The following is a 23,407-nucleotide window of genomic DNA, read 5'->3' as shown; positions in this document are numbered from 1 at the left end:
CGCCTATGTCATGGGAACCGGACGACGCGTGCGCGACGCTCGCCGCAAATGAAACGGAGACACCCACCCGCGTTTTTTTCTTCACCGCGACCGACGCGCCCGCCTTGATCCCGCACCCGCTGAGCCGCCACTTCCCGCGCGATGCCGCCGTGCCTCGCGCGGGTGAGTTGCAGTTGTGGCGTTTTCGTTGCGAATGGCTACCGGTGCCGGCGCCGGAAGGCGATGCGTGGCTGTCGAAGCCGGAGCGCGAGCGTGCGCGGCTGCATCCGAATGCCACGCTGCGCAAGCGCTTCATCAACGCGCGCGTGGCCGTGCGCTGGATCGCCGGTCATCTGTTCGACTGCGCGCCACGCGACATCGAGTTGCGCGACGACGTTGGCGACAGGCTGCGCGCGCATCATCCTCGTGATGGACGCGGCATCTCGATCGATATCGCGTATGGCGGCATCTGGATCGTGATCGGTATCGCGACGACGGCGCTCGGTCTGAGCGTCGTCGTGCCGTCGCCGGGCCTCGCGCTCGACGAACCGCCCGAAGCACTACGCCGGCGCGCGCGGCGCGACAGCCTGCATAGCGCGTTGCGCGACGCGTCGGTCGATATCGATGAGCGGGTGTTGTCCTCGGATGAAGCCGCGAGCTTCACGCTCGAATTCGCGCGGCACGGCAAGTGGCAGATGGTCGATTTGCCGATGGGTGGGAAGCTTCGCGCGGCGGTCGCGGTCGCGCAGCCCGTGACCAAGGTATGGATGATCGGCTGGCCGAAGAGGACGATGCGCTAGCGCTACGAGCGCGCGCTATCCGCCCGCCCCTTCCGGCTCATGCGGCACGAGCCGCGCCTTCGCGTGGCGCATCTTTTCCAGCGTCTCAGGCCCCGCCTTCAGCGCGACGCCGATCGCGAGCGCGTCCATGATGCACAGATGCACGAGCCGCGAGACGCCCGGCGTATTCGGATCGATCGGACTTGCCACCCGCAGCAGCAGCGGAATATCGACGAGCCATGCGAGCCGCGAGCCGACGTTGGTCAGCGCGATCGTGGTCGCGCCGCGCTCCTTCGCGATCTGGATGCTCTCGTTCACTTCGACGCTGCGGCCCGAATGCGAGATCGCGAAGGCGACGTCGCCGGGTTCCATCAGGCCAGCGTAAAGGCGCTGCAAATGACCGTCGGTAAACGCGGCCGCCGCAATGTCGATGCGCAAAAACCGCAGCGCCGCGTCCTGCGCGACGAGCCCCGAACCCGAGCCCACGCCGAAGAAAAACACCCGCCGGGCGCTCGAAAGCGCCGCGATCGCGCTTTCGACCACGGCTGGATCGAGCGCACCGCGCGCATGCGTGATGCCGTCGATCGCCGCCTCGCCGACCTTGTCCAGCAAGGTCTGCACGTCGTCGTCGCGCGCGACCGCGGTCGATGCATACGGCAGCCCGCCCGCCACGCTTTGCGCGAGCTGCATCTTGAAGTCGCGCAGACCGTGCGCACCGATCGCGCGGCAAAAACGCGTGACGGAAGGCTCGGACACGTCAGCGCGTTGCGCGAGTTCGGTGATGCTCGCGCGCATCGCGAAGTCGACGTCGGCGAGCACCATGTCGGCGACCTTGCGCTCGGCGGGCCGCAGACTCGTGAGTGCGCTGCGGATATGAGGAATCAAGTTCGGTGCGGACACCCGGTGTTCCTTAGGGTCTGTTTACATATGGATCCGCGTCGCTTGCAGCTACTTCGACATCGATCGGCTTGATTGACGTTCAAGCCACGCGCGGTTCAGACCAGCCTGCGTCCACTCTCCGTATCGAACAGATGAATGTGTTGGGCCGGCAGACGCAGCGCGACACGCTGACCGGGATCGATCTTCGAGCGTTCGCGCGTGGTCACGCACCACGACGAACCGCCTATTGTCCCGTACAAGTGCGTCTCGGCGCCAGTCGGCTCGACCACTTCGACGTCGAGCGCGGCATCCGGTATCTGGGTCGTGATCTCGATGTGCTCGGGCCGCACGCCGAGCGTAACCTTCGCGCCGACCACGGCCGACGCGGGCGCGCCTTCGAGCGCGACCTCGCTGCCGTCCGCGAGTTTCAACGCGAGGCCATGGCCCTGCGTGCGATTGATGATCACGCCCTCGGCGAAATTCATCGACGGCGAGCCGAGGAAGCTCGCGACGAACAGATTCGCCGGACGGTCATACAGCTCGAGCGGCCGGCCGATCTGCTCGATCCGCCCCGCGTTCATCACGACGATGCGATCGGCCATCGTCATCGCTTCGATCTGATCGTGCGTGACGTAGATCACCGTGTTCTTCAGACGCTGATGCAGCGCCTTGATTTCGGTGCGCATCTGCACGCGCAGCTTCGCGTCGAGATTCGACAGCGGTTCGTCGAACAGGAACAGCGACGGCTCGCGCACCACCGCGCGGCCCATCGCGACGCGCTGCCGCTGCCCACCCGACAGCGCGCGCGGCAAGCGGTCCAGATAGCCGCTGAGGTTCAACATCTTCGCGGCGGCATCGATACGCGGCTTGAAGCTCGCCGAGGATTCCTTACGAATGCGCGGACCGAACGCGATGTTGTCGTACACCGACAGATGCGGATACAGCGCATAGCTCTGAAACACCATCGAGATGTTGCGCTGCTGCGGCGGGAGCGTATTCGCGCGCGTGCCGCCGATCAGCAGATCGCCGCCGCTGATTTCCTCGAGCCCGGCCACCATTCGCATCAACGTGCTCTTGCCGCAGCCCGACGGACCGACCAGCACGACGAACTCGCCGTCGTCGATGTCGAGATCGATGCCATGCACGACCTGGGTATCGCCATAGCGTTTGAAGATACCGCTCAGTTGCACTGCTGCCATGCTGTCCTCATTGTCTTGCTGCGTGTTGTAGTTGCGGGTGGTTCCCCGGACGCACGGCGCGCTCAGAACGACTCGAGCGTCAGCTCCTGCGCCATCAGGCGATTGCCCGCCATCAAGCCGCCGTCGACCGGCAACGCGACGCCGGTGATCACGCGCGCTTGCGGCGACGCGAGAAACAGCACGGCGTCGGCGATGTCGTCGGGCGTCGCGAAATCGCGCAACGGGTACCACTTCTTCAGTTCCTCGAACACCTGCGGATTCTTGTCGACCCGCGCTTGCCACGCCTGCGTCTTCACCGTGCCCGGACACACGATGTTCGCGCGAATGCCGTAGCGGCCCAGCTCGATCGCGAGCGCTTTCGTATAGCTGATCAGGCCGGCCTTCGCCGCGCTATACGCGGGATGACCGAGCGCGGCGAGACCGTTCACCGAGCCGATCAGCACGAGCGCGCCGCGCTGCCTCTCGATCATCGACGCGCGCACCGCCTCGACCGTGTGATACGTGCCGTTCAGATTCAGGTGGATGTCGCGCTGCCAGCTCGCGGCGTCGGTGCTCGCGAGCGATGCGCCGAGCGCCGCGCCCGCGTTCGCGACCAGCACGTCGACCGGGCCGCGCTGCGCGACTGCCGCGGCCACCGCCTGGTGCACCGCGGCGGCGTCGCCGAGATCGACCGCGACCGGCACGATCTTGTCCTCGCCCAGTTTCGTGCCGAGCGTTTGCAGCGCCGCCGCGTCGATGTCGAGCGCGAGCACCGTATCGCCCGCTTCGACGAAGCGCTCGCATAACACGCTGCCAATACCGCCGCATGCGCCCGTTACCAACACGACACGATCCATGTGATCCTCGCTCGTTCGCCCCGCCGTTTCAGCCGTCTTGCCGTCGCCTTCCGCCACCCGGCTCGCCTAGGGCGAAATACTGTAAATTTCCTACACGAATAACCGGCAACGCCTGCCGGGCTATCCCGAAGAGTGGGTTTCACGCCATCTCGCAGTGCAGAATACCCCATGCTTTACAGCATCTTATGCACAAAACCGCGCGAGAAAAAATATCGCAGACCCTACGTGACAAGCAATTTTGCGTCATGTAGGATTTTTTCAAACAATTTACCCAAGGCGGCCGGCGACGGCAGCAAACCACCCACAGGAGAGAGAAAAATGTCGTTGCATGCCCGTGCTTCCCTCGCGCTAGGCAAAGTCGCCGTGGCGCTCGCGTTTGCAGGTATCGCCGTCTCGGCCCACGCCGACACGGTTCGCGTGACGGTCGCTCACTACAGCGACGCGACCGCGCCGTACTTCGAGAAGATGGCCCGCAACTTCGAGAAGGCCAACCCCGGCACGACCATCAAGATCGAAGACGTGAACTGGGACACGCTGCAACAGAAGCTGCAAACGGACATCTCCGGCGGCGCCAACGCGGACCTCGCGATCGTCGGCACGCGCTGGCTGCTCGACTTCGTGAAGGACGACGTCGCCGAGCCGCTCGACGGCTATATGGACGCGAACTTCAAGGCCCGCTTCATCGGTCCGTTCCTCGCGCCCGGCCAGATCAACGGCAAGACCTACGGCCTGCCGATCGCCGCTTCGGCGCGCGCGCTGTACTACAACAAGGACATGCTCGCGAAGGTCGGCTATCCCGACGGCCCGAAGACCTGGAACGACGTGATCGATGCATCGAAGAAGCTGAAGGCGCAAGGCATCGCCGGCTTCGGTCTGCAAGGCAAGGAAATCGAAACCGACGTCTACTATTACTACGCGCTGTGGACCCAGGGCGGCGACGTGGTCGGCAAAGACGGTAAAGCCGCGTTCAATTCGCCGGCGGGCGTGAAGGCCGCGACGATGTACAAGCAGATGATCGACCAGGGCCTCACGCAACCGGGCGTCACCGGCTATAGCCGCGAAGACGTGCAGAACCTGTTCAAGCAGGGCCGCGTCGCGATGGTGATCTCCGCGCCGTTCCTCGCCAAGCAGATCAAGAAGGAAGCGCCGAACCTGAAGTACGGCATCGATCCGGTGCCGATGGGCACGACGCACGCCACCTACGCGGTCACCGACTCGATCGTGATGTTCAAGAACTCGAAGGTGAAGAAGAGCGCGTGGAAGTTCCTCGACTATCTGTTCACGAAGGAACCGCGCGTCGAGTTCACGACGACGGAAGGCTTCCTGCCGACCACGAAGGCCGAAGCGACGGACCCGGCGTTCAACGATCCGGACGTAAAGGCATTCATCGCGCTGCTGCCCACGGCTCACTTCGCCCCGACCGTGACCGGCTGGGAAGACACCGCGAAGGCCGTGAGCGATTCGATGCAGGCGATCTACCTGAACAAGGCGCAACCGGCTGAAGCATTGAATACGGCCGCTGCGCAGGCGAACAAGTCGCTCGGTAAGTGACGGGCAGCCGCTGGCATTAAAGAGGCGAACAGGAGACGCGCGGCGCCGTTACGACGGCGTCGCGCGCTCCGCCGCGCCACCCGCACCATCGAGCTGACGCAGCAAGATGCACTCTCCGGCCCATTCCGTCGCACCCGCCGCCTGAAAAAGCGGGCGCGTCTTACGATCGAGCACGCATGAGCCGTTCCGTTTCTCCGCGCGCGCCCGCGCCCTGGTTGCTGATTGCGCCGAGCCTCGTGCTCGCGCTGTTCATCATCACCTATCCGATCTTCAACATCGTGTGGCAGTCGCTGCATGAGGTGTCGCGCTTCGGCGCGATCCGCGATTTCACCGGTGAGCAGAATTTCATCAACGTATTCCAGGACCCGGTGTTTCTCGCTTCCGTGCGCCGCACGATCATCTGGACCGTGTGCGTGGTGGGCGGCACGGTGGCGATCTCGGTCCCTGTCGCGCTGATTCTGAATCAGGACTTCCACGGACGCGGCATCGCGCGCACGATCGTGATGCTGCCATGGTCCGTCTCGCTGACGATGACCGCCGTCGTCTGGCGCTGGGCCTTCAACGACGACTACGGCATGGTCAACGTCACGCTGCAGCGGCTCGGGCTGATCGGCGGTCCGATTCATTGGCTCGCCACGCCCGAGCTCGCATTTCCCGTCGAAATCGCGGTCGGCATCCTGGTGTCGATTCCGTTCACGGTGACGATCTTTCTCGGCGGCCTGTCTTCGGTGCCGGGCGATATCTATGAAGCGGCGCGGATCGACGGCGCGAGCGCCTGGCAGCAGTTCCGTCAATTGACGATGCCGTTGCTGCGCCCGTTCATCAACATGGCGATCCTGCTGAACGTGATCTACGTGTTCAACTCGTTTCCGATCATCTGGGTGATGACGCAAGGCGGGCCCGACAACAGCACGCACATCCTCGTCACCTATCTGTACGAACTCGGCTTCCGGCTCGGACGCCCCGGCGAAGCGGCCGCCGTCTCGCTGATCATGCTCGTGATGCTGTTCGCGTTCTCGATCGCTTATCTGCGTCTGCAACGCACGAAAGAAGGAGTGCCGTCATGAGTCTGAGCGCGAAGACGAAACGCTCGCTGTGGTGCTGGCTCGCGCTGTTGCCGCTCGTGATCGTCATCCTGTTTCCGTTCGCGGTGATGTTCTTCACCGCGGTCAAGCCGGCCTCGGAGATCTTCGTCTACCCGGCGCGCTGGCTGCCGGTGCAATGGCAATGGCGCAATTTCATCGACATGTGGGACGCGGCCAACTTCGGCGTCGCGCTACGCAACAGCACGATCATCAGCTTTCTGTCCACCGCGCTCGCACTCGCGGTGAGCCTGCCCGCCGCTTACGCACTCGCGCGCTTTCCGTTTCGCGGACGCGGCCTGTATCGGCAGTTCCTGCTGGTCACGCAGATGCTCTCGCCGATCCTGCTCGTGGTCGGCCTGTTCCGGCTCGCCGCGATGATTCCGTGGGGTGACGGCAACCTGGTCGATTCGAGGATCGGCGTGATCGTGTCGTACGCGGCGTTCAATATCGCGTTCGCGGTGTGGATGCTGTCGTCGTACTTTCAGACCGTCCCGCAGGATCTCGAGGAATCCGCGTGGCTCGAAGGCTGCAGCCGCACGCGCGCGGTGTTCAAGGTGTTTCTGCCGCTCGCGGTGCCGGCCATCGTCGTGACCGCGATCTTCACGTTCATCAACGCGTGGAACGAGTTCGCGGTGGTCTATACGCTGATCCGCTCGCCGGAGAACAAGACGCTGACCGTGCAGGTGACCGATATGGTGGCGGGCAAGTACGTGGTCGAATGGCATCTCGTGATGGCCGCGACCTTGTGCGCGACGTTGCCGGTTTCGATCGTATTTGCGTGGTTGCAGCGCTATATGGTGAAGGGGCTCGCGCTGGGCGCGGTGAAGTAAGTGACTGCGCGGCGCGTGCCGCGCAGTGTTTGCATGCGGCTCGCGCGTCAGTCGGTACCGCGCACGATGCGCAGATCGCGCTCGACGCCGTCGCCCAATGCGGCCAGCGCCTTCTTGTACTCCTCGCTTTCGTAAGCGGCGACGGCCGCCTCGTAGGTCGGGAACTCGATCACGACCGTGCGTTCCTTGAGGCCCTGCTCGCGGGTCTCGTCCGCCACACCCCGCACGAGAAACTTGCCGCCAGCCGCTGCTACCGCGGCCGGGGCCAGTTGCGCGTACGCGGCCAGTTTCTGCGGATCGTTGGTCTTGCGGTACGACGACACCCAATAACCTTTGCTCATTCGAATCTCCTTGTGTGATGGGCCCATGCGGGACAAAAGCGGACCAAACCAGTCGCGGTCTTACATAGTAGCAAAGAGGGATCGCGAAGCTGTACCGTCACCGCACATTCCACCTGACCGTCAGCCGGTCGCGACTCACCACGGCGACGCTGAGCGGTACCGCGCCGCCGCGTGCCGCCACGCCGGCATGCGCGTTCGCCCGCGCCACACCGGCCGGTTGAGCCAAGGGTCCGTAAAGCTCCGGGCGACGGCTTTCGAGCCATCTCCGGCCGACGCTCTCGCCGAGCAACGCCGTGTCCAGTTCCGCTGAGACGAATGCGCTTTCCCCACTGGCGTGGTCGGCGAGGACGCGGCCGCAGGGGTCGAGAATCATCGGGGTGTCCGCTTCCCCGTCGTTCTCGTTGGCGCCTTCGGTCGCTGCGCTGAATGCGACGAACATGCCGTTCTCGGCCGCGTGCGCTGGCAACCAGCGGCGCAGCGCGCCGTCACGATCCGTTCGGTACCGCCGATGCGGCGCCACCAGCAGCGTCGCGCCCATCAGCGCGGTCATGCGCACGTTTTCGACCAGATAGTTGTCGGCGCCGATCAGCACGCCGATGCGAACGCCCCACGCTGTATCGAACACGGTAAAGCGGTCTCCGCAGTCGATGCGCCGATGCTCGAACGCGTACAGCTTGCGATGGCAATGACGCATTCCGCCGGGCAGGCAAATCACGTAGCTGTTGAAGATACGCCCATCCGGCCCGCGCTCGATCAGGCCGACACCGGCGCCCACACCGGTTGCTTCGACCGCATCGGCAACCGCGCTCACCGAGGGTCCGTCGAGCCGCTCGGCCAGCGCTTCGAACTCACGCCGATGCAGCTTCGCCAGATTCGCGCACTCGACGAGACACGCTTCGGGAAACACCGCGAGCCCAATCCCTTCGCAAGCGGCACGCGCAAGCCGGTCCGCGATCCGCGAAACGTGAGTGACATGGGGTGAACTCGCGCCACAGGCCAATTCCAACGGCAAGGCGGCAACACGCAACATCGAAGCGAACATGGCAGAGACCTCTGAACGGGCGAATCGGACAGCTCCATTGGACCCGCCATGCATCGATAAGTAAAATGAATATTTTGACGCGTTCAATAGGTCAAGGGAATGGAACTCAAATTATTGCGGGCCTTCGTGACCGTCGCCGAACAGCGTCACTTCGGTCACGCGGCCGAACACCTGTGCGTGAGCCAGCCCGCGCTGAGCAAGCAAATCGTCGCGCTCGAATCGAGTCTCGGCGCACGCCTTTTCGTACGTGGCCGGCATGGCGCCGAACTCACCGCGTTCGGCGAAGCGTTTCTTGCCGACGCGACCGCACTGCTCCGGGATGCCGATGACATGCTCGCGCGCGCCCGCGAGGCGGGCGGCGGCAAGCGCGGCGCGTTGCGGATCGGTCTCGGGCTCTCCACCCTCAATTTCGCGCCACCGCTGATCGCCGAATTCCGGCGCCTCAATCCGAACGTGTCGGTCACGCTCAACGATCTGTCGTCGGCCGAGCAAAGCAGGCGGCTGCTGGCCGGCAAGCTCGATGTCGGCTTTCTACGTTTGCCCGCCGAAGCCGGGCTCTCATCGTTCGCCGTGCTCGATGAACGACTGGCGCTCGCGTTGCCGCAAAACGCGAGCGTCAAGCGCCTGCCGGCGAGCCTGGAGCGGTTGAACGAACCCGGCTTCGTTGCACTGGCGCGCGGGCGCGGGCCGGGGCTCACCGCGCAGATTGATCGCTGGTGTGGCGTGCACGGTTTCGTGCCGCGCGTGATCCAGCAAGCCGACGATATCCAGACGGTGCTCGCGGCCGTTGCCGCAGGCGTGGGCGCGGCGTTTCTGCCGTCCCGCGTGCAATATCTGCTGCGCGATGCGACCGTCATACCGTTGCGCGATGCCGCGGCGCGCTGGCGGGTCGGACTCGCATGGGAGCCCACGCGCGACGATCCGGTGACCGCGCGCTTCGTCGAGTTCGTGCGTGGCGCGGCGCAAACGTCGAGGCGAGTCACCGCAAGCACGTGATCGCGCGTGACAGGAAGTGTCTCCCGCGGCATTGCAAAACGGTTTAGCTATTAAGCGTTTTGTGCACTACGATTGCCTTTGCGCGTTCCGGGTGTAAGCCGGTAAAGCCTGAAGGACAACCAACGGAGACAACGAATGAGCGAACGATACGAGTCGTTGTGTGCATGCTGTGGCAGTCCCGAGCACCGGGCGATGAGCCGCCGGACCTTCATGAACCTGCTGGCGGGCAGCGCGGCCGGGCTCGCGATACCGTCCACGTTCGCGGCGGATGCACCCGCCGTACCCACGATTGCTTACGACTCGATTCCCAATCCCGTACGTTTGCCGAACGACGTGTACTTCGGCGAATGCTCGGGCGTCGCGCTCAATTCGCGTGGCCATATCTTCGTGCTGTCGCGCGGCAACACGACCGGGCCCGCCTACGGCGCGGCCGCCGCGCAACTGCTCGAGTTCGCGCCCGACGGACGCTTCGTGCGCGAGATCGGCCACAACCTGTATGCATGGTCGTTCGCGCACACGGTGAAGGTGGACCGGCACGACAACATCTGGGTCACCGACAAGGGCTCGGACATGGTGATCAAGTTCACGCCGGAAGGACGCGTCGCGATGGTGTTCGGCCGCAAGCAGGAAGCATCGGACGAAGAAACCGCGCCGCTCAAGCATCCGAATCCGCCGCTGCCGTCCGAGCCCGGACGCTTTCGCCAGGTGACCGACGTCGCGTGGGACAAGGCGGGCAACACCTATATCAGCGACGGGTACATCAACTCGCGCGTCGCGAAAGTCGATCGCGACGGCAACTGGCTGAAGTCATGGGGTGATCGCGGCACGGGTCCGGGGCAGTTCCATACGCCGCATAGCATCGCGGTCGATGCGCACGATAACGTGTATGTCGCGGATCGCAGCAACCGGCGCATCCAGGTGTTCGATACCGAGGGCACCTTCCTGCGCCAGTTCACGATCGACGTGCCGGTGCCGCCGGACGCGCGTCCGCTGATCGGCAACATGCCGACCGAAGCCGAGCTCGCGGCGGGCACGTTCGCGCCGGGCTCGCCATGGGCGATCTGCATTTCGCCGGGACCGAATCAGGTGCTCTATAGCGCCGATGCGTTTCCGGGCCGCATCTACAAGATGACACTCGACGGCAAGCTGCTCGGCGTGCTCGGCAAAGCGGGCAGACAGCCGAAGCAGTTCGGCTGGATTCACGAGATGGCATGCCCTTCGGAGAACGTATTATTCGTTGCCGAGTTGCTGAACTGGCGTATTCAGAAGCTGGTTCTGCATGCGTGATGGGAAAGCGAAAGGGCCGCCGCCTTCGCCCGTGAGGCGAATGCGGCGGCCCTATGAACGCCAGGCCTAATCAGTCGTATCGACGATGCTTGTGATGGTGCTTGCCCGAATGGTAGCCGCGCGAATAGTCGTCGGCATACGAGTTCGAGCGCGAGATGTTGCCGCCGAGCGCCGAACCTGCGCCGCCACCTAGCGCCGCGCCGACGAGGCCACCGCCGCGGCCGCCCATCGCATTGCCGGCCGCGGTGCCCGCCCCGCCACCGAGCGCGCCGCCGATGATCGCGCCGGTTCGTTCGCGGCGATTCGACGTGACCGCGCCGCCCGCACCGCCGCCCACCGCGCCACCGATCACCGCGCCGGTGCTGCCGCCGACCGCGCCGCCGACTGCCGCGCCAGCCACGCCACCGAGCGCGCCGCCGAGCATGTTGTTCATATCACCGGCGAGTGCCGGCAACGAGGCCGCGGCGCTCAATGCAGCCACGGCAACCATCTGGATGATTTTTTTCGACATATCCGGTGTTTGTTTTAGTGAGACGGCGCCGAGTATAGCGGGGCTTTCGAAAGGGCTTTGTAACCACGGCCGTCTTTGGCCGTAAGACGTGTAACAAAATGAATACACGATTGCGCTTGCGGGGAGCGCACAAACACAAGGGCCGCTCATGATGAGCGGCCCTCGGTGGCACGGAGACGATTGAAGAAATAGCGATCGTTCTACCCGCGCCGCTTCTTCTTCAACCCGATCGTCTCGAACAGTTCATAGTCCTGTGTCGGCGTCTGATCCGCGCCCGGCGCATGGTAGTAGTTCATCGTGATCGTCGTGTCGCCGCCCGGCTCCCCCGGATCGTAATCGAACACCGCGATGCCGTAGCCGGTGCCGGTGTCGCGTTGCGCGGACCAGATCGCGTCTTCGACCGCATCGGCGCTCGCGCGCACGAACGTGCCCGCGCTCGTCGACGGCACCGGGCGATTCGGCTTCGTGAAGATGCGCGCCTGCGGTAGGCCCGTACCGGTATCGACGCCGTACACGTCAAGCGGCGCGCTCGTGCCGCCACCCCCGAGAATCAGGTGAATCGTGCCGTGGCTCGTATCGAACGTCGATGCGCCCGCCGATACCGCCGACATGATCGGCTTCGGCTGCAGCGTATCGACCGGGCGCCCCGTCGCGATGTCGGTGCCCTTGTTGTGATTGCAACCGCGCACCGGATAGCTGCGCTCGTAGTCGTGATCGTGGCCGCACAGCACGAGATCGACGCCATAGCGGTCGAACAGCGGCAGCCACGCTTCGCGAATGCCCTTGTCGGAGCCGTTGCCGGTCTTTGACGAACTCAGCGCGTCCTGATGCATCTGGACGATGATCCAGTCCACGTCGTTATCGTGCGACGCATGCTGCAGCACTTTTTCGAGCCAGCGCGTCTGCTCGCCATTGCTATAGCCGCGCACGTAGAGCGACGTGCCCGCCGGTATGGGCGGATTGCCGGTACTCGCCACCGGCGTCAGCGGCGCGGGACCCGCGACGAACGCGGCGGCGTCCTGATAGACGACGTCGTCCGCATCGAGCGAAATGAACAGCACCGAGCCAACGCGAAACGTGTACCAGCGCCCCGGAAAACGCGTGTGATTATCGGGCAGCGAGTAGCGCGACAGATACGACGCCAACCCCTGCTCGCCGTTGTTGAATTCGAGTTCGTGATTGCCCGGGCACGGCATCCATGGCCGGTTCGATGCCGAGGTCTGCGCGTTGTTGCCGAAATCGCGCCACACCTCGGGCTGCTGCGTCGGGTTCAGATTCGCGTAGCAGAGGTCGCCGTTCAGCAGATGGAACAGCGGTTGAAAGCGCTCGACTGCCGCCACTGCGAAGCGACTCTGCGGCGACGACAGCACCCAGTTCGTATTCGGCGTCGCGAGGTCACCATAGCTCGTCCAGCGAAACGGCGTGCGACCGTGCGGCGCGGTGCGAAAACTCGCGGTGAAGGGCTGTGACGCGTTGCCGTCGTTGTCGGCCGTCACTTCGTACTGGTAGTTCGTGTCGGCCTTCAGGTCGCGCAGGCGCGCGTGATAGTTGAACACGACCTCGCCGTTGATGCCGTCGGTGTAGGTGCTTTGCACCGCGTGCACCGTCCGTTTGGCGTGATCCCCGCCATTCGCGCCGCTCACGCGAACCTGCGGATTGACCGCGGGTGCGAGCGACGACCACGACACCGTGATCTCGCTCGTCGGGTCGTTGCCCCAGGTCAGGTGAATCTGTTCGGGCGTGCCATCGGGTGTGTCGCTGTTCGCGCCGCGCGCGGTCGATGCGAGTGCGCCCGCCGCCGTCGCGAGCCCTGATACGCCGGCAAACTTCAGAAAGCCGCGACGCGAAACGATCGATGCGCCGTGCTCATCGGCGTGCGTTGTCTTGACGATTTTTCTGTTCGACATGTCCGGTATGGTTGTTCAGGTGGAAGAATGCCAGCGCAAAACAACGCCCCGCGAGGCGAGCGCGGACGGAAAGTGACGAGGGATCGTAGCCGGACGGCGATGACAGCCCGATGAAAACATCGGACGAACAGCGAGAGAAGAGGATGGATATCGAAGCGCTTACAAGAACATATTGCCGGTGCTGCGCGTGATTCGATCCCGCGCAGGCAACCGGCAATTCACGTTACGTCCGCTCAGGTCTGCGAGCTCGCGTCGTCCGCGGCTTGAGCGTTGTTGGCGTCGTCTGGCTTCTGTTCTTCTTTGTTTTCCACCAGCGATTCGAGCTTGCCGGCGCCTTCGAAGCCGGCGATAGCGGCCACGCCTTTCGTCAGCAGGCCCGCTTCCGGATCGACTTTCTCCGCTGCTTCAACGGCGGCAACCGCACCGGCAATCTTGCCCACTTCGTCCAGAAGTCCCATGTCGCACTCCCACAAAAAATAAGTGAAACTGCATCGTCTCACGAACTTCGTGGTGTGTCGTCAATTGTTAAGCCACCTGACCGTGAAGCTTTCGGAGTGAAATGTAAGCGGATGCCTCACGTGCGCGCGGGCGGCTGCGGATTGTTTGCCGGATTCGTGTCGTACCTCGAAACGCGAAGAATGCCGTTGGTGTCGATCAGTTTCGACAAGCCGGCCTCCAATGCATCGGCGACGTCCTTGCCATACACTTCGTCGCCGTTCACATAGAGCGTGAACGATTGCAGGTACTTCGCTTTTTTCTCCGGGTTCTCGATGGTTTGCCGCGTCCATTGATAAAGCGGATAGTGCTCGGTGCCCCTTCTTTCCGCTTCGCTGACATAGTCGGCGAATGCATCGAACTGGCATTTGAGCGTTGCGTGATGCGTTTGCAAAATGGCGCGCAGCGCTGGGTGCCCCGCACATGAAACGTCCGATCGCAGCGATTGGGCGAGTTCCGCCGTTACCGTGATTCGCAACTGAAATTGCAAGGGTGAAGACATCACCGCCTCGATCGTGTCGGTAACGATTATCAGAAGTCCGCGGGTGCGGCCTTGTCGGCGACACGCGCATCGAGCACTGCCTCGGCCTGCTCGATTTCGTCGTTATGCACCGGTCTGCCGAGCAGAAAACCCTGTGCATGCGTGCAACCGCAAACGCGCACGAAATTGAGCTGCTCCTGGGTCTCGATGCCCTCGGCCGTGGTCGGCATGCCGATCTCGCGCGCGAGCGCGACGATGCCGCGCACCACGGCCGCCGATTCGCGCCGATGCACGGATTCGCGGACGAACGAGCTGTCGATCTTCAGTTTGTCGAACGAAAAGCGCACGAGCGTCGACATCGTCGAAAAGCCGGTGCCGAAGTCGTCGAGTGCGAGCCCGATGCCCAGTGCGCGCAATCGGGTGATATTACGGCGGGTCACTTCGTCGTCGTTCAATAGCGCCGTTTCCGTGACCTCGAGATTGAGGCGCATCGGCGAAAGCCTGGTTTTCCGAAGTATTGCCGTGACCGTCGACGCGAACGATTCCTCGCGCAACTGCACCGGCGAGACGTTGACCGCGACGATCACCTTGTCGCGCCACGTCGCCGCCGCCGTGCACGATTGCAGCAGCACCCATTCGCCCAACAGCAGGATCAGGCCGGTGCGCTCGGCGGTCGGAATGAACGCGGACGGCGACAGCTCGCCGCGCGTCGGATGGGTCCAGCGAAGCAGCGCCTCGCGGCCGGCCACCGCGCCCGTATTCAGATCGATGATCGGCTGATACTCCATGCGCAAGCCGTTGAACGATTTCAGCGCGCCTTCCAGATCGCTGCGCAACAGGCTCAGGCTTTCGTCGGACACGTGCTTCTCGGCGTCGAAAATCGCGAACGCGCTTTTGCCGCTGCGCTTCACGCCATACAACGCGCGATCGGCGCAGATCAGCAATTGCGGGCCCGTTTTCGCATGCTCGGGATAGAGCGCGATGCCGACGCTCGCGCCGATATGCACGAGCGCGTCGCTCAACACGAACGGCCGCGCCAGCGTTCTGACGATGCGATCGGCCAGCACGCGCACGTCGCGAAGCTGCCCGGCGCCGTCGGAAATCGCCACGAACTCGTCGCCCGCCAGACGGCCAACCTGATCGCCGCTCGGCAGCAAATCGCGCAAACGCGTCGCCGCTTCCTGAAGAATCTGGTCGCCGGCGGCATGGCCGAGACTGTCGTTGATCGCCTTGAAGCCATCGAGATCGATCAGCAGCACCGCGAACGACTCGCCCTGCCGATTCGAATCCTCGCCGGTGCGTTCGAGCAGCAACTCGCTGATGCGCGCGCGATTCGGCAGTCCGGTCAGGCTGTCCTGGCGCGCGAGACGATGACTGGTATCGCGCGCGAGCAGCAGTGCGACCGTGTCGCGATTACTGCGCAGCGCGACCGTGAAAAAGCCGGCCGCGCAAAACGGCGCCTGAAAAAGCAGCACCAGCTTGCCGTTGCCCGGCGACATCGCCGCGCCGACACTCAGAAAACCGAGAATAAAGATGATCTGCAATAACGCGAGCCGAGGCGTACCCGCATTACGTCCCGCCAAACCACCGATCACACCGACCGCACAAACGTTTCCAAGGAGAAACAGCGTGGGACTCCCGCTGATATTGCACAGGAGCGTGCCGAAGCCGAATAGCGCGCTCCACAAAAGACTCGCGAAGATAAACGCGGAAGTCGGCGTGGGCAGCCCTCGCGCGGCGCGCGTGCGGCATAGCCAGATCAGCAGGAGCCTTGCAATCAGCAAGGCGACGACCGCGATGCCCCAGCCGGCGTACAGTGGAATCGGATAAAGGTAATACGCCGTCGCGCAAACACTGATTTCGCAAATCGACGCGAAAATGATCGAAGCAGTCCGCGTAAACAGATTAGCAAGCAGAATCTGCCGGTTGTCAGGGCTCAGATTCTGGGCGCAGGACACGACCCACTTGAAAAATGGCGAGCTGGGTTCGGTAAAAGCCATGACCTACGCGTTGGGCGGTTAGCGGGTCCGAGTCGGCATGCGAATGGACGGTTCGTGCAACGATTACATAAACGTAAAATATCAGATTAATACGTGCAATGGCGTGAAATGACTAGCCGCCACGCGAATGGGCAATAAAAAAGAGGAAGAGCGCCGCTCTTCCTCTTTTGATGATGCCGGCCGCCCCGGCCAGCCGGAGCGGGATCGTCAGGCTCGCTTAGTCGTACAGCACCGCCGCGATCTTCGGATCGTTCATATTGGTCTTGTCATACCAGTAGAAGCCGGTGTCGACCTTCTTCGGCAGTTTCTCGCCATGCAGCGCCTTGACCGCCGAGTCGACCACGCACTTGCCGATACCAACCGGGTTCTGCGTAATCGCGCCGGCCATCAGGCCCGACATGATGTTCTCCTTCTGCTCCTTGCCGGAGTCGAAGCCGATCAGCACCAGCTTCTTGCCCGATTCCTTGACCCCGATCGCCGCGCCTTCCGCCGAACCTTCGTTCGCGCCGAAGATGCCCTTCAGGTTCGGATTCGCCTGGATCATCGCCTTGGCGATTTCCGCCGACTTCAGGTGGTCGCCGGCACCGTACTGCACGGACACGATCTTGATGTTCGGATGCTTCGACTTGATCTGATTGACGAAACCGTCACGGCGATCGACACCGGTGCGGCTGGTCTGGTCGTGCACGATCACGGCGACTTCGCCGGAGTTGCCGATCAGCTCGGCCATCTTGTCGGCGGCGAGCGCGGCGGCGGCAATGTTGTCCGTCGCGCAGGTGGTCAATGGAATGTCGCTGTCGACGCCCGAGTCGAACGCGATCACCGGAATCTTGTCGTTCTGCGCGCGCTTGAGCAGCGGGATGGCTGCCTTGCTGTCGAGCGCCGCAATGCCGAGCGCTTGCGGTTTCTTCGCGAGCGCGGCCGACAGCATGTCGATCTGCTTGTCGACCATCGCCTCCGTTTCCGGTCCCTCGAACGTGATCCTGACGCTGTTCGCTTTCGCGGACTGCTCGGCGCCCGATTTGACGGCTTGCCAGAACTGATGCTGGAAGCCCTTCGAAATGAGCGGAATATACGGCTCGTCCGCATACGCGAGACTGGTTCCGCCGACGAGCGCACCGACACCGACCACGATACCGATTAGTCTTCTCTTCAACATGGGGCCTCCTCCAATGGTTGGGCTATCAAGCCGCTATCGAGCTTTCGAGGGAGCCTTCACCCGCCCCTCTCTCTCCTGCTTCTGCGTTCACTGCTTGTGCTGCTGTTGCGTTGCTTCCTTGCTCCCGCGTCAACTTCTCCGGCTGCGCCGCAGGATGTCCGCATACACCGCCAGAATGATGATCAGACCAGTCACGACGATCTGCCACTCCTGCGCGACCGACATGATGCGCAGTCCGTTGGTCAGCACGCTCATGATGAAAGCGCCGATGATGGTGCCGAGTATCGTGCCCGAGCCGCCGCTCAGCGACGTGCCGCCGATCACGACCGCGGCGATCGCATCGAGCTCGTAGCCCTGGCCGAGCGCCGGTTGCGCCGAGTTGAGCCGCGACGCGATCAGCAGGCCCGCGATGCCGCAGATCGCGCCGCCCACGCCGTAAATCGCGATCTTCCAGCGATCGACATTGACGCCCGAAAGCCGTACCGCCTCTTCGTTGCTGCCGAGCGCGAAGGTATAGCGGCCGAGCGCGGTGCGATTGAGCGTAATGGAGCTGACGATCGCGAGAAAGAACAGGATCAGCACCGCATTCGGAATGGGCACGCTCGGCAGGAAATAGCCGATTAGCGAGTCCTGGGAAATACGGTAGAAGTTCTCGGTGTCGGTGAAATAGATCGGTTTGTCGGCCGACACGACGAGCGAAAGCCCTTTGAGCAGCATCATCATGCCGAGCGTCGCGATGAATGGCGGGATCTTCATTTTCGCGGTCAACGTGCCCGATACCGTGCCGCACACCGCGCCGGTCGCGAGTGCCGCGAGTACGCCCGTCCACATCGGCAGATGCCAGTAGGTGAGAAACACCCCGCAAATGACGGCGGTGAATGTCATCAACGTACCGACCGACAGATCGATGCCGCCCGTAATGATTACGAAAGTGGCGGCAATGGCCAGCACGCCGTTCACCGCGGTCGCCTGCAAAATGCCGAGGATGTTGTCCATCTGCATGAAGGCCGGCGACGCGAAGCTGAAGAAAACCAGCAGCAGGATGAGACTCGCGAACGCGAGCATTTTTTGCACCGCAGTCGGCGCGAAGATGCGCGCTTTCAGCCCGGAAGTGCGCCGTTCGTTATCCAGCGCCGCGGTATCCGTTTGCAATGTCATGTCGTAGACCTCTTCAGGCTTGTGCCGTTTTCAGGGTTTCGCGCTGCGTCGCGAGATGCATGATGCGCTCCTGCGTCGCGTCGGCGGCGGACAGCTCGCCGGTAATGCGGCCTTCGCACATCACCACGATGCGGTCGCTCATGCGCAGAACTTCAGGCAGCTCGGACGAGATCATCACGATCGCCTTGCCTTGCGATGCCAGCGAGCGCAGCAGCTTGTAAATTTCGCTCTTCGCGCCGACGTCGATACCGCGCGTCGGTTCGTCGAAGAACAGCACGTCGCAGTCGCGTTCGAGCCATTTCGCAATCACGATCTTCTGCTGATTGCCGCCCGACAGGAGCCGCACCTGCTGCGTCGCGGATGGCGTGCGAATGGCAAGCAGCTTGATGAAGTGCTGCGCCCGTTTGCGAATCTGTCCGCGCCGCAGGAACATGTTGAATGACAGGAACTTGCCGAGATCGGACATCACGATGTTCGATTCGACATCCATCCCGGTCGCGAGACCGAAGCGCTTGCGATCTTCGGACAGGTAGCCGATGCCGCGCTTGACCGCGTCGCTAGGCTTCCTGATCGACGTCTTGACGCCCTTCACGAGAATCTCGCCCGATTCGACCGGGTCCGCGCCGAACACAGCGCGCGCAACCTCCGTGCGGCCCGCCCCCATCAAGCCGGCGAAGCCGAGTATCTCGCCCTTGCGCAACTCGAAACTGACGTTGCGCACGAGCGGACCCGCGACGAGGTTTTTCACTTCGAGCGCGAGTTCGCCTTTCTCGGGCGCGCGCTCCACGGGCGCCACGTCGCTCAGCGTGCGCCCGACCATCATGCCGATGATCGTCTCGACGCTGGTACCCTCGGTCGGTACGGTGGCCACGTATTCGCCGTCGCGCATCACCGTGACGCGATCGGTGATCTGCTTCAACTCGTCCATCTTGTGCGAGATATAGACGACGCCGACGCCACGCTCCTTCAATTGCCGGATGATCCGGAACAGCTCGGCGATCTCGGCGTCGTTGAGCGCCGACGTGGGCTCGTCCATGATCAGCACGCGCGAATCGAACGACAGCGCTTTTGCGATCTCGACCATCTGCTGGCTCGCCACGGTCAACGTGCCGACCATCTTGCGCGGATCGATATTCACGTGCATGCGGGCGAGGATCTCGCGCGCCTGTGCATTCAGTTTGTCTTCGTCGAGGAAGAGACCGAGACCCTTGCGCGGCTCGCGGCCGATAAAGATGTTCTGCGCGACGCTCAGATGATTCATCAGTTGCAGTTCCTGATGAATGATGCCGATGCCGACCGCTTGCGCGTCGCGCGGACCCTGAAAATCGACGGGCTTGCCGTCGAAGAAAATTTCACCGGAATCGCGCGTATAGACGCCGGCGAGAATTTTCATCAGCGTCGACTTGCCCGCGCCGTTCTCGCCCATCAGCGCATGGACCTCGCCGGCCATGAGTTCGAAGCGGACGTCATGAAGCGCTCTGACGCCCGGAAAGCTCTTGCAAAGCTTGTTGACGGAAATAAGTGGGTTCATGTGCTGATCTGCCGACGGCTGCCTATATCACCAACGCTTTTACAGTGGAGGTCTCTACAGCTTGAACAACGGCTTTCATTCGAGCTTTCCTTCAAGGCTCGAACAGATCCGGCCGCGCTTTCGCGGACCGGTGCAATTCGGCGACGACCTGGTCGAGATGGTCGTGCATCGCTTTCGCGGCCGCATCGCCGTCGCCGGCGCACAGGGCCTTGAAAATGCTCTCGTGCTCTTCCAGCGTATGCACGAGCCGTTCCGGACTCGCGAGCAATTGCCTCGCGCGGTCCAGCGCATTGCGCGACACCGCGACGATCTCCTTCACGCGCGGCAGCTTCACCGCGTCGAGCAGGATCTCGTGGAAACCCAGATCGAGCGCATGAAACGCCAGACGGTCGCCCCCTCCGGCCAGACTGCGCTGCTGGTCGAGATTGCTGGCCAAGGCATCGAGCGTCGCCGGGTCATGCATCCGCGCCACCCCGCGCACGGTTTCGACTTCCAGCGCGCTGCGGATGAACAGATGCTGGCGGATGTCGTCGAGCGCGATTGGTTTGACGCGCGTGCCGCGCTGCGGCAAAACCTCGACGAGCCCGGCATGCGCAAGCCTCGCCAACGCGGACGACACCGGAAAGCGTGACACCCCCATCCGTTCGCACACGGCCATCTTGTCGATCATCATGCCGGGCTCCAACGCCAGCGTGACGATCGCTTCGCGCAACGCCGCCTCGACCGCGTCGGTCAAGCTGCCGCGCTCGCCACCGCGAATCTTTTGCAGTGCGACATAAGGATTGCCGGCGGCATTCTCCAGTTCGGCTGAGGAGTTCACGAAGGCCTTGATTTCGAGAAGACATGCTAGCATGCTAGAAAGTGATTGCCGTGTTGTCAACGCGTACAAATGCCTGGGAATACCTAGAGGTGCCTGGTATCTGGGAACTACGGGCTAACCCGTACGCGAAGCAGGAACGCGCACGAAGAACGTGCGCACGAAGCCGATCCGTCTGTGTTCGCAGACGACAAGCCGATAGCCATAGCCCCGGAGGGCGCACAAATGACTACGATCACAAGACTGTCCGTTCGGGACATCCGGTTTCCCACTTCACGCTCGCTGGACGGCTCCGATGCGATGAATGCGGCACCGGACTACTCCGCCACCTACGTCACGCTCGAAACCGACACGCCGAATCTCACCGGCCACGGCCTCACGTTCACGATTGGACGCGGCAATGAAATCTGCGTGACGGCCGTGAATGCGCTGATGCCGCTGATCGTCGGCAAGAAGCTCGAAGATATCGCCACGAATATGGGCGCCTTCTGGCGCGCGTTTACTTCGGATAGCCAACTACGCTGGATCGGCCCGGATAAAGGCGCGATCCATCTGGCCACCGCGGCGGTCGTCAACGCGGTGTGGGACCTGTGGGCGAAGTCGGTTGGCAAGCCGGTCTGGAAGCTGCTGGTCGACATGAGTCCGGAAGAGCTCGTGCGCTGTCTGGATTTTCGCTACGTGACCGATGCGATCACGCCGCAAGAAGCGCTCGCCATGCTGCACCGGCATGCCAAAACCAAAGGCGAGCGCGAAAAGGAAATGCTCGCGCACGGCTATCCTGCCTATACGACATCCGCGGGCTGGCTCGGTTATGAAGACGACAAGATTCGCCGTCTCGCGCGCGAAGGCGTCGCGCAGGGATGGACGCATTTCAAGCAGAAGGTCGGCGGCGATCTGGAAGAGGACGTACGGCGCGCGCGCATTCTGCGCGAAGAGATCGGCGAGAACCTGAAGCTGATGATGGACGCGAACCAGGTGTGGGACGTCGACGAAGCGATCGCGAACATGCGCCGTCTCGCCGAGTTCGACCCGTGGTGGATCGAGGAGCCGACGAGTCCCGACGACATCCTCGGTCATGCGGAGATTCGGCGCCGGCTCGGTTCGATTGGCGTCGCGACCGGCGAGCATTGCCACAATCGCGTGATGTTCAAGCAACTCCTGCAGGCCGAGGCAATCGACTTTTGCCAGATTGACAGTTGCCGGCTCGGCGGACTCAACGAAGTGATCGTCGTGCTGCTGATGGCCGCGAAGTTCGGTGTGCCGGTGTGCCCCCATGCGGGCGGCGTCGGTTTGTGCGAGTACGTGCAGCATATTTCGCTGTTCGACTATATCTGCGTGTCGGCGTCACTGGAAAATCGCGTGCTCGAATACGTCGATCATTTGCACGAGCATTTCGTGGATCCCGTCGTGATTCGCAACGGGCACTATATGCCGCCGCAAAAGCCGGGGTACAGCATCGAGATGCTGGAAGAGTCGCTGGAGAAGTACTGGTTTCCCGAAGGAGAGGCCTGGCAGCAATGAAGCTGGACGGTAAGGGTTCTATTTGCGTCGCTTCAGGCGTATAACGGCAGACTTCGCTCACGCTGTCATCGCTCGATACGATGCGTTCCACCCGCCCCTTACCGCCTCTTCTTTCTCTGCGCGCCTTCGAAGCCGCCGCGCGGCACCTCAGTTTCAGCCGCGCGGCGCAAGAATTGTTCGTGACGCAAAGCGCGGTCAGCCACCAGATCCAGAAGCTCGAAGCCGATCTGGGCATCGCGCTATTCGAGCGCCAGACCCGCGCCATCGAGCTCACCGACAAAGGCCGGGCGTACTATGCGAAAGTCCATGCGGCTTTCGAACTGCTGCGACTCGGTACCAGCGAAATCCGCGCCTTCTCCACCGAACGCAAAGCGCTGAGCGTCGGCCTGCTGTCTTCATTCGCGAGTCGCTGGCTCGCGTCGCGTCTGCATACTTTCCCGCTCGCGCATCCCGACATCGAGCTGCAATTGCAACCGGACATCGCACTCGCCAATGTGCCGGGCGGCGAAGTCGACGTCGCGATCCGCTACGGACGCGGCGGCTGGCCCGGCGTCGCTTCGCAAAAGCTGATGTCCGAACGTCTTTCCCCGGTATGCGCTCCGTCACTGATCGCCGGCAAAAAGCGCCCGCGCAAACCGCAGGACCTGCTGCGCTTTCCCATGCTCATTTCGTATTCGACGCACTCGTTCGAATGGGAAGCGTGGTCGCGACATGCCGGCCTCGATCTCGGCGAAGCGCAACGCGTGCAATTGCACGACTACAACATCGTCGTCGAAGCGGCGCTCGCCGGACAGGGCATCGCGATGGGCCGCCATCGGCTGATCGCGCAGCAGCTAGCGCAAGGCTCGCTGGTGCAGGCGCTGCCTGGCGCGGCGCTCGACGATCCGCGCATCGGGTGGTGGCTCGTCACGCGCAAGGGCAAGCTCGATGGCGCCGCGAGCGCATTCCGCTCGTGGATCATGCAAACGGCGCAGCAGGACCCGCTTGTCTGAACGCATTAGTCTGGCTCATGCGTCGAGCACG

At 63.1% G+C, this 23,407-nt stretch carries 22 protein-coding genes; 8 read left to right on the top strand and 14 right to left on the bottom strand.

Translation table 11 applies throughout. The features are described from left to right. Positions 1-5 precede the first annotated feature (5 nt). The gene (locus tag CI15_RS22005; protein WP_062130997.1) at positions 6-779 is read left to right on the top strand and encodes a 4'-phosphopantetheinyl transferase family protein; all 774 of its coding nucleotides are present in this window, start codon (positions 6-8) and stop codon (positions 777-779) included. Positions 780-794: 15 nt separating this feature from the next. On the opposite strand, the gene CI15_RS22000 is transcribed toward CI15_RS22005, so the two are convergent. From CI15_RS22000 to CI15_RS21990, 3 genes are all read right to left on the bottom strand, one after another. After that, complete coding sequence (locus tag CI15_RS22000; protein ID WP_062130994.1) at positions 795-1,658, bottom strand: MurR/RpiR family transcriptional regulator; 864 nt, start codon at positions 1,656-1,658, stop codon at positions 795-797. A gap of 95 nt (positions 1,659-1,753) precedes the next feature. Next, entirely contained in the window at positions 1,754-2,836 is a 1,083-nt protein-coding gene (locus CI15_RS21995; protein WP_062130991.1) for an ABC transporter ATP-binding protein, read from the bottom strand. A 62-nt stretch (positions 2,837-2,898) separates the two neighbouring features. Further along, complete coding sequence (locus tag CI15_RS21990; RefSeq protein WP_062130988.1) at positions 2,899-3,672, bottom strand: SDR family oxidoreductase; 774 nt, start codon at positions 3,670-3,672, stop codon at positions 2,899-2,901. Positions 3,673-3,990: 318 nt separating this feature from the next. On the opposite strand from CI15_RS21990, the gene CI15_RS21985 reads away from it, so the two are divergent. The 3 genes from CI15_RS21985 (at position 3,991) to CI15_RS21975 (ending at position 7,138) form a co-directional block, all read left to right on the top strand. Continuing rightward, a complete protein-coding gene (locus CI15_RS21985; RefSeq protein WP_062130985.1) occupies positions 3,991-5,223 on the top strand; it encodes an ABC transporter substrate-binding protein in 1,233 nt (410 codons plus the stop codon). A 176-nt stretch (positions 5,224-5,399) separates the two neighbouring features. After that, positions 5,400-6,290 carry a carbohydrate ABC transporter permease gene (locus CI15_RS21980; protein WP_062130982.1) on the top strand — a complete coding sequence of 297 codons (891 nt, stop codon included), beginning with the start codon at positions 5,400-5,402 and terminating at the stop codon, positions 6,288-6,290. Then, positions 6,287-7,138: a carbohydrate ABC transporter permease gene (locus CI15_RS21975; protein WP_062130979.1), complete on the top strand. Its 852-nt coding sequence runs from the start codon at positions 6,287-6,289 to the stop codon at positions 7,136-7,138. Before CI15_RS21980 ends, CI15_RS21975 begins: the two co-directional genes overlap by 4 nt. A gap of 47 nt (positions 7,139-7,185) precedes the next feature. On the opposite strand, the gene CI15_RS21970 is transcribed toward CI15_RS21975, so the two are convergent. Together CI15_RS21970 and CI15_RS21965 are read right to left on the bottom strand one after the other, a co-directional pair. Continuing rightward, positions 7,186-7,479 (bottom strand): DUF1330 domain-containing protein, encoded by a 294-nt coding sequence (locus CI15_RS21970; RefSeq protein ID WP_062130976.1) that lies wholly within the window; start codon positions 7,477-7,479, stop codon positions 7,186-7,188. Between the two features lie 97 nt (positions 7,480-7,576). After that, positions 7,577-8,521, bottom strand: a complete 945-nt coding sequence (locus CI15_RS21965) for a nitrilase-related carbon-nitrogen hydrolase (protein ID WP_241495891.1) — start codon at positions 8,519-8,521, stop codon at positions 7,577-7,579. 99 nt (positions 8,522-8,620) lie between these two features. Between CI15_RS21965 and CI15_RS21960 the strand changes: the two genes are divergently transcribed. Continuing rightward, a complete protein-coding gene (locus CI15_RS21960; RefSeq protein WP_062130970.1) occupies positions 8,621-9,517 on the top strand; it encodes a LysR family transcriptional regulator in 897 nt (298 codons plus the stop codon). Positions 9,518-9,652: 135 nt separating this feature from the next. Continuing rightward, positions 9,653-10,804 carry a peptidyl-alpha-hydroxyglycine alpha-amidating lyase family protein gene (locus CI15_RS21955; RefSeq protein ID WP_062130967.1) on the top strand — a complete coding sequence of 384 codons (1,152 nt, stop codon included), beginning with the start codon at positions 9,653-9,655 and terminating at the stop codon, positions 10,802-10,804. 70 nt (positions 10,805-10,874) lie between these two features. On the opposite strand, the gene CI15_RS21950 is transcribed toward CI15_RS21955, so the two are convergent. The 9 genes from CI15_RS21950 to CI15_RS21910 all read right to left on the bottom strand — a co-directional run bounded on the left by CI15_RS21950 (position 10,875) and on the right by CI15_RS21910 (position 20,899). Continuing rightward, the gene (locus tag CI15_RS21950) at positions 10,875-11,315 is read right to left on the bottom strand and encodes a hypothetical protein (RefSeq protein WP_062130965.1); all 441 of its coding nucleotides are present in this window, start codon (positions 11,313-11,315) and stop codon (positions 10,875-10,877) included. A 200-nt stretch (positions 11,316-11,515) separates the two neighbouring features. After that, positions 11,516-13,222 carry a purple acid phosphatase family protein gene (locus CI15_RS21945; protein WP_062130961.1) on the bottom strand — a complete coding sequence of 569 codons (1,707 nt, stop codon included), beginning with the start codon at positions 13,220-13,222 and terminating at the stop codon, positions 11,516-11,518. A 233-nt stretch (positions 13,223-13,455) separates the two neighbouring features. Continuing rightward, positions 13,456-13,680: a hypothetical protein gene (locus tag CI15_RS21940; protein ID WP_062130947.1), complete on the bottom strand. Its 225-nt coding sequence runs from the start codon at positions 13,678-13,680 to the stop codon at positions 13,456-13,458. Positions 13,681-13,796: 116 nt separating this feature from the next. Next, a complete protein-coding gene (locus tag CI15_RS21935) occupies positions 13,797-14,219 on the bottom strand; it encodes a hypothetical protein (RefSeq protein ID WP_062130944.1) in 423 nt (140 codons plus the stop codon). A 29-nt stretch (positions 14,220-14,248) separates the two neighbouring features. Then, positions 14,249-16,198, bottom strand: a complete 1,950-nt coding sequence (locus CI15_RS21930) for a putative bifunctional diguanylate cyclase/phosphodiesterase (RefSeq protein WP_062130941.1) — start codon at positions 16,196-16,198, stop codon at positions 14,249-14,251. A 217-nt stretch (positions 16,199-16,415) separates the two neighbouring features. Next, positions 16,416-17,357 carry an ABC transporter substrate-binding protein gene (locus CI15_RS21925; protein WP_062130938.1) on the bottom strand — a complete coding sequence of 314 codons (942 nt, stop codon included), beginning with the start codon at positions 17,355-17,357 and terminating at the stop codon, positions 16,416-16,418. A 129-nt stretch (positions 17,358-17,486) separates the two neighbouring features. Further along, the gene (locus CI15_RS21920) at positions 17,487-18,515 is read right to left on the bottom strand and encodes an ABC transporter permease (RefSeq protein ID WP_062130935.1); all 1,029 of its coding nucleotides are present in this window, start codon (positions 18,513-18,515) and stop codon (positions 17,487-17,489) included. A gap of 13 nt (positions 18,516-18,528) precedes the next feature. After that, positions 18,529-20,046 carry a sugar ABC transporter ATP-binding protein gene (locus tag CI15_RS21915; protein ID WP_062130932.1) on the bottom strand — a complete coding sequence of 506 codons (1,518 nt, stop codon included), beginning with the start codon at positions 20,044-20,046 and terminating at the stop codon, positions 18,529-18,531. 91 nt (positions 20,047-20,137) lie between these two features. Beyond that, positions 20,138-20,899 carry a GntR family transcriptional regulator gene (locus CI15_RS21910; protein ID WP_062130930.1) on the bottom strand — a complete coding sequence of 254 codons (762 nt, stop codon included), beginning with the start codon at positions 20,897-20,899 and terminating at the stop codon, positions 20,138-20,140. A gap of 189 nt (positions 20,900-21,088) precedes the next feature. Here CI15_RS21910 and CI15_RS21905 point away from each other — a divergent pair, with 189 nt between their 5' ends. Continuing rightward, positions 21,089-22,384 carry an L-fuconate dehydratase gene (locus CI15_RS21905; RefSeq protein ID WP_062130926.1) on the top strand — a complete coding sequence of 432 codons (1,296 nt, stop codon included), beginning with the start codon at positions 21,089-21,091 and terminating at the stop codon, positions 22,382-22,384. An 80-nt stretch (positions 22,385-22,464) separates the two neighbouring features. Then, positions 22,465-23,376 (top strand): transcriptional regulator GcvA, encoded by a 912-nt coding sequence (gene gcvA, locus CI15_RS21900; RefSeq protein WP_062130923.1) that lies wholly within the window; start codon positions 22,465-22,467, stop codon positions 23,374-23,376. The last annotated feature ends 31 nt before the right edge of the window (positions 23,377-23,407 follow it).

It is taken from the genome of Paraburkholderia monticola (assembly GCF_001580545.1).
Classification (GTDB): domain Bacteria; phylum Pseudomonadota; class Gammaproteobacteria; order Burkholderiales; family Burkholderiaceae; genus Paraburkholderia; species Paraburkholderia monticola.
The sequence above is the reverse complement of the archived record's forward strand: the minus strand, read 5'-3'. Positions and strand labels throughout refer to the sequence as shown.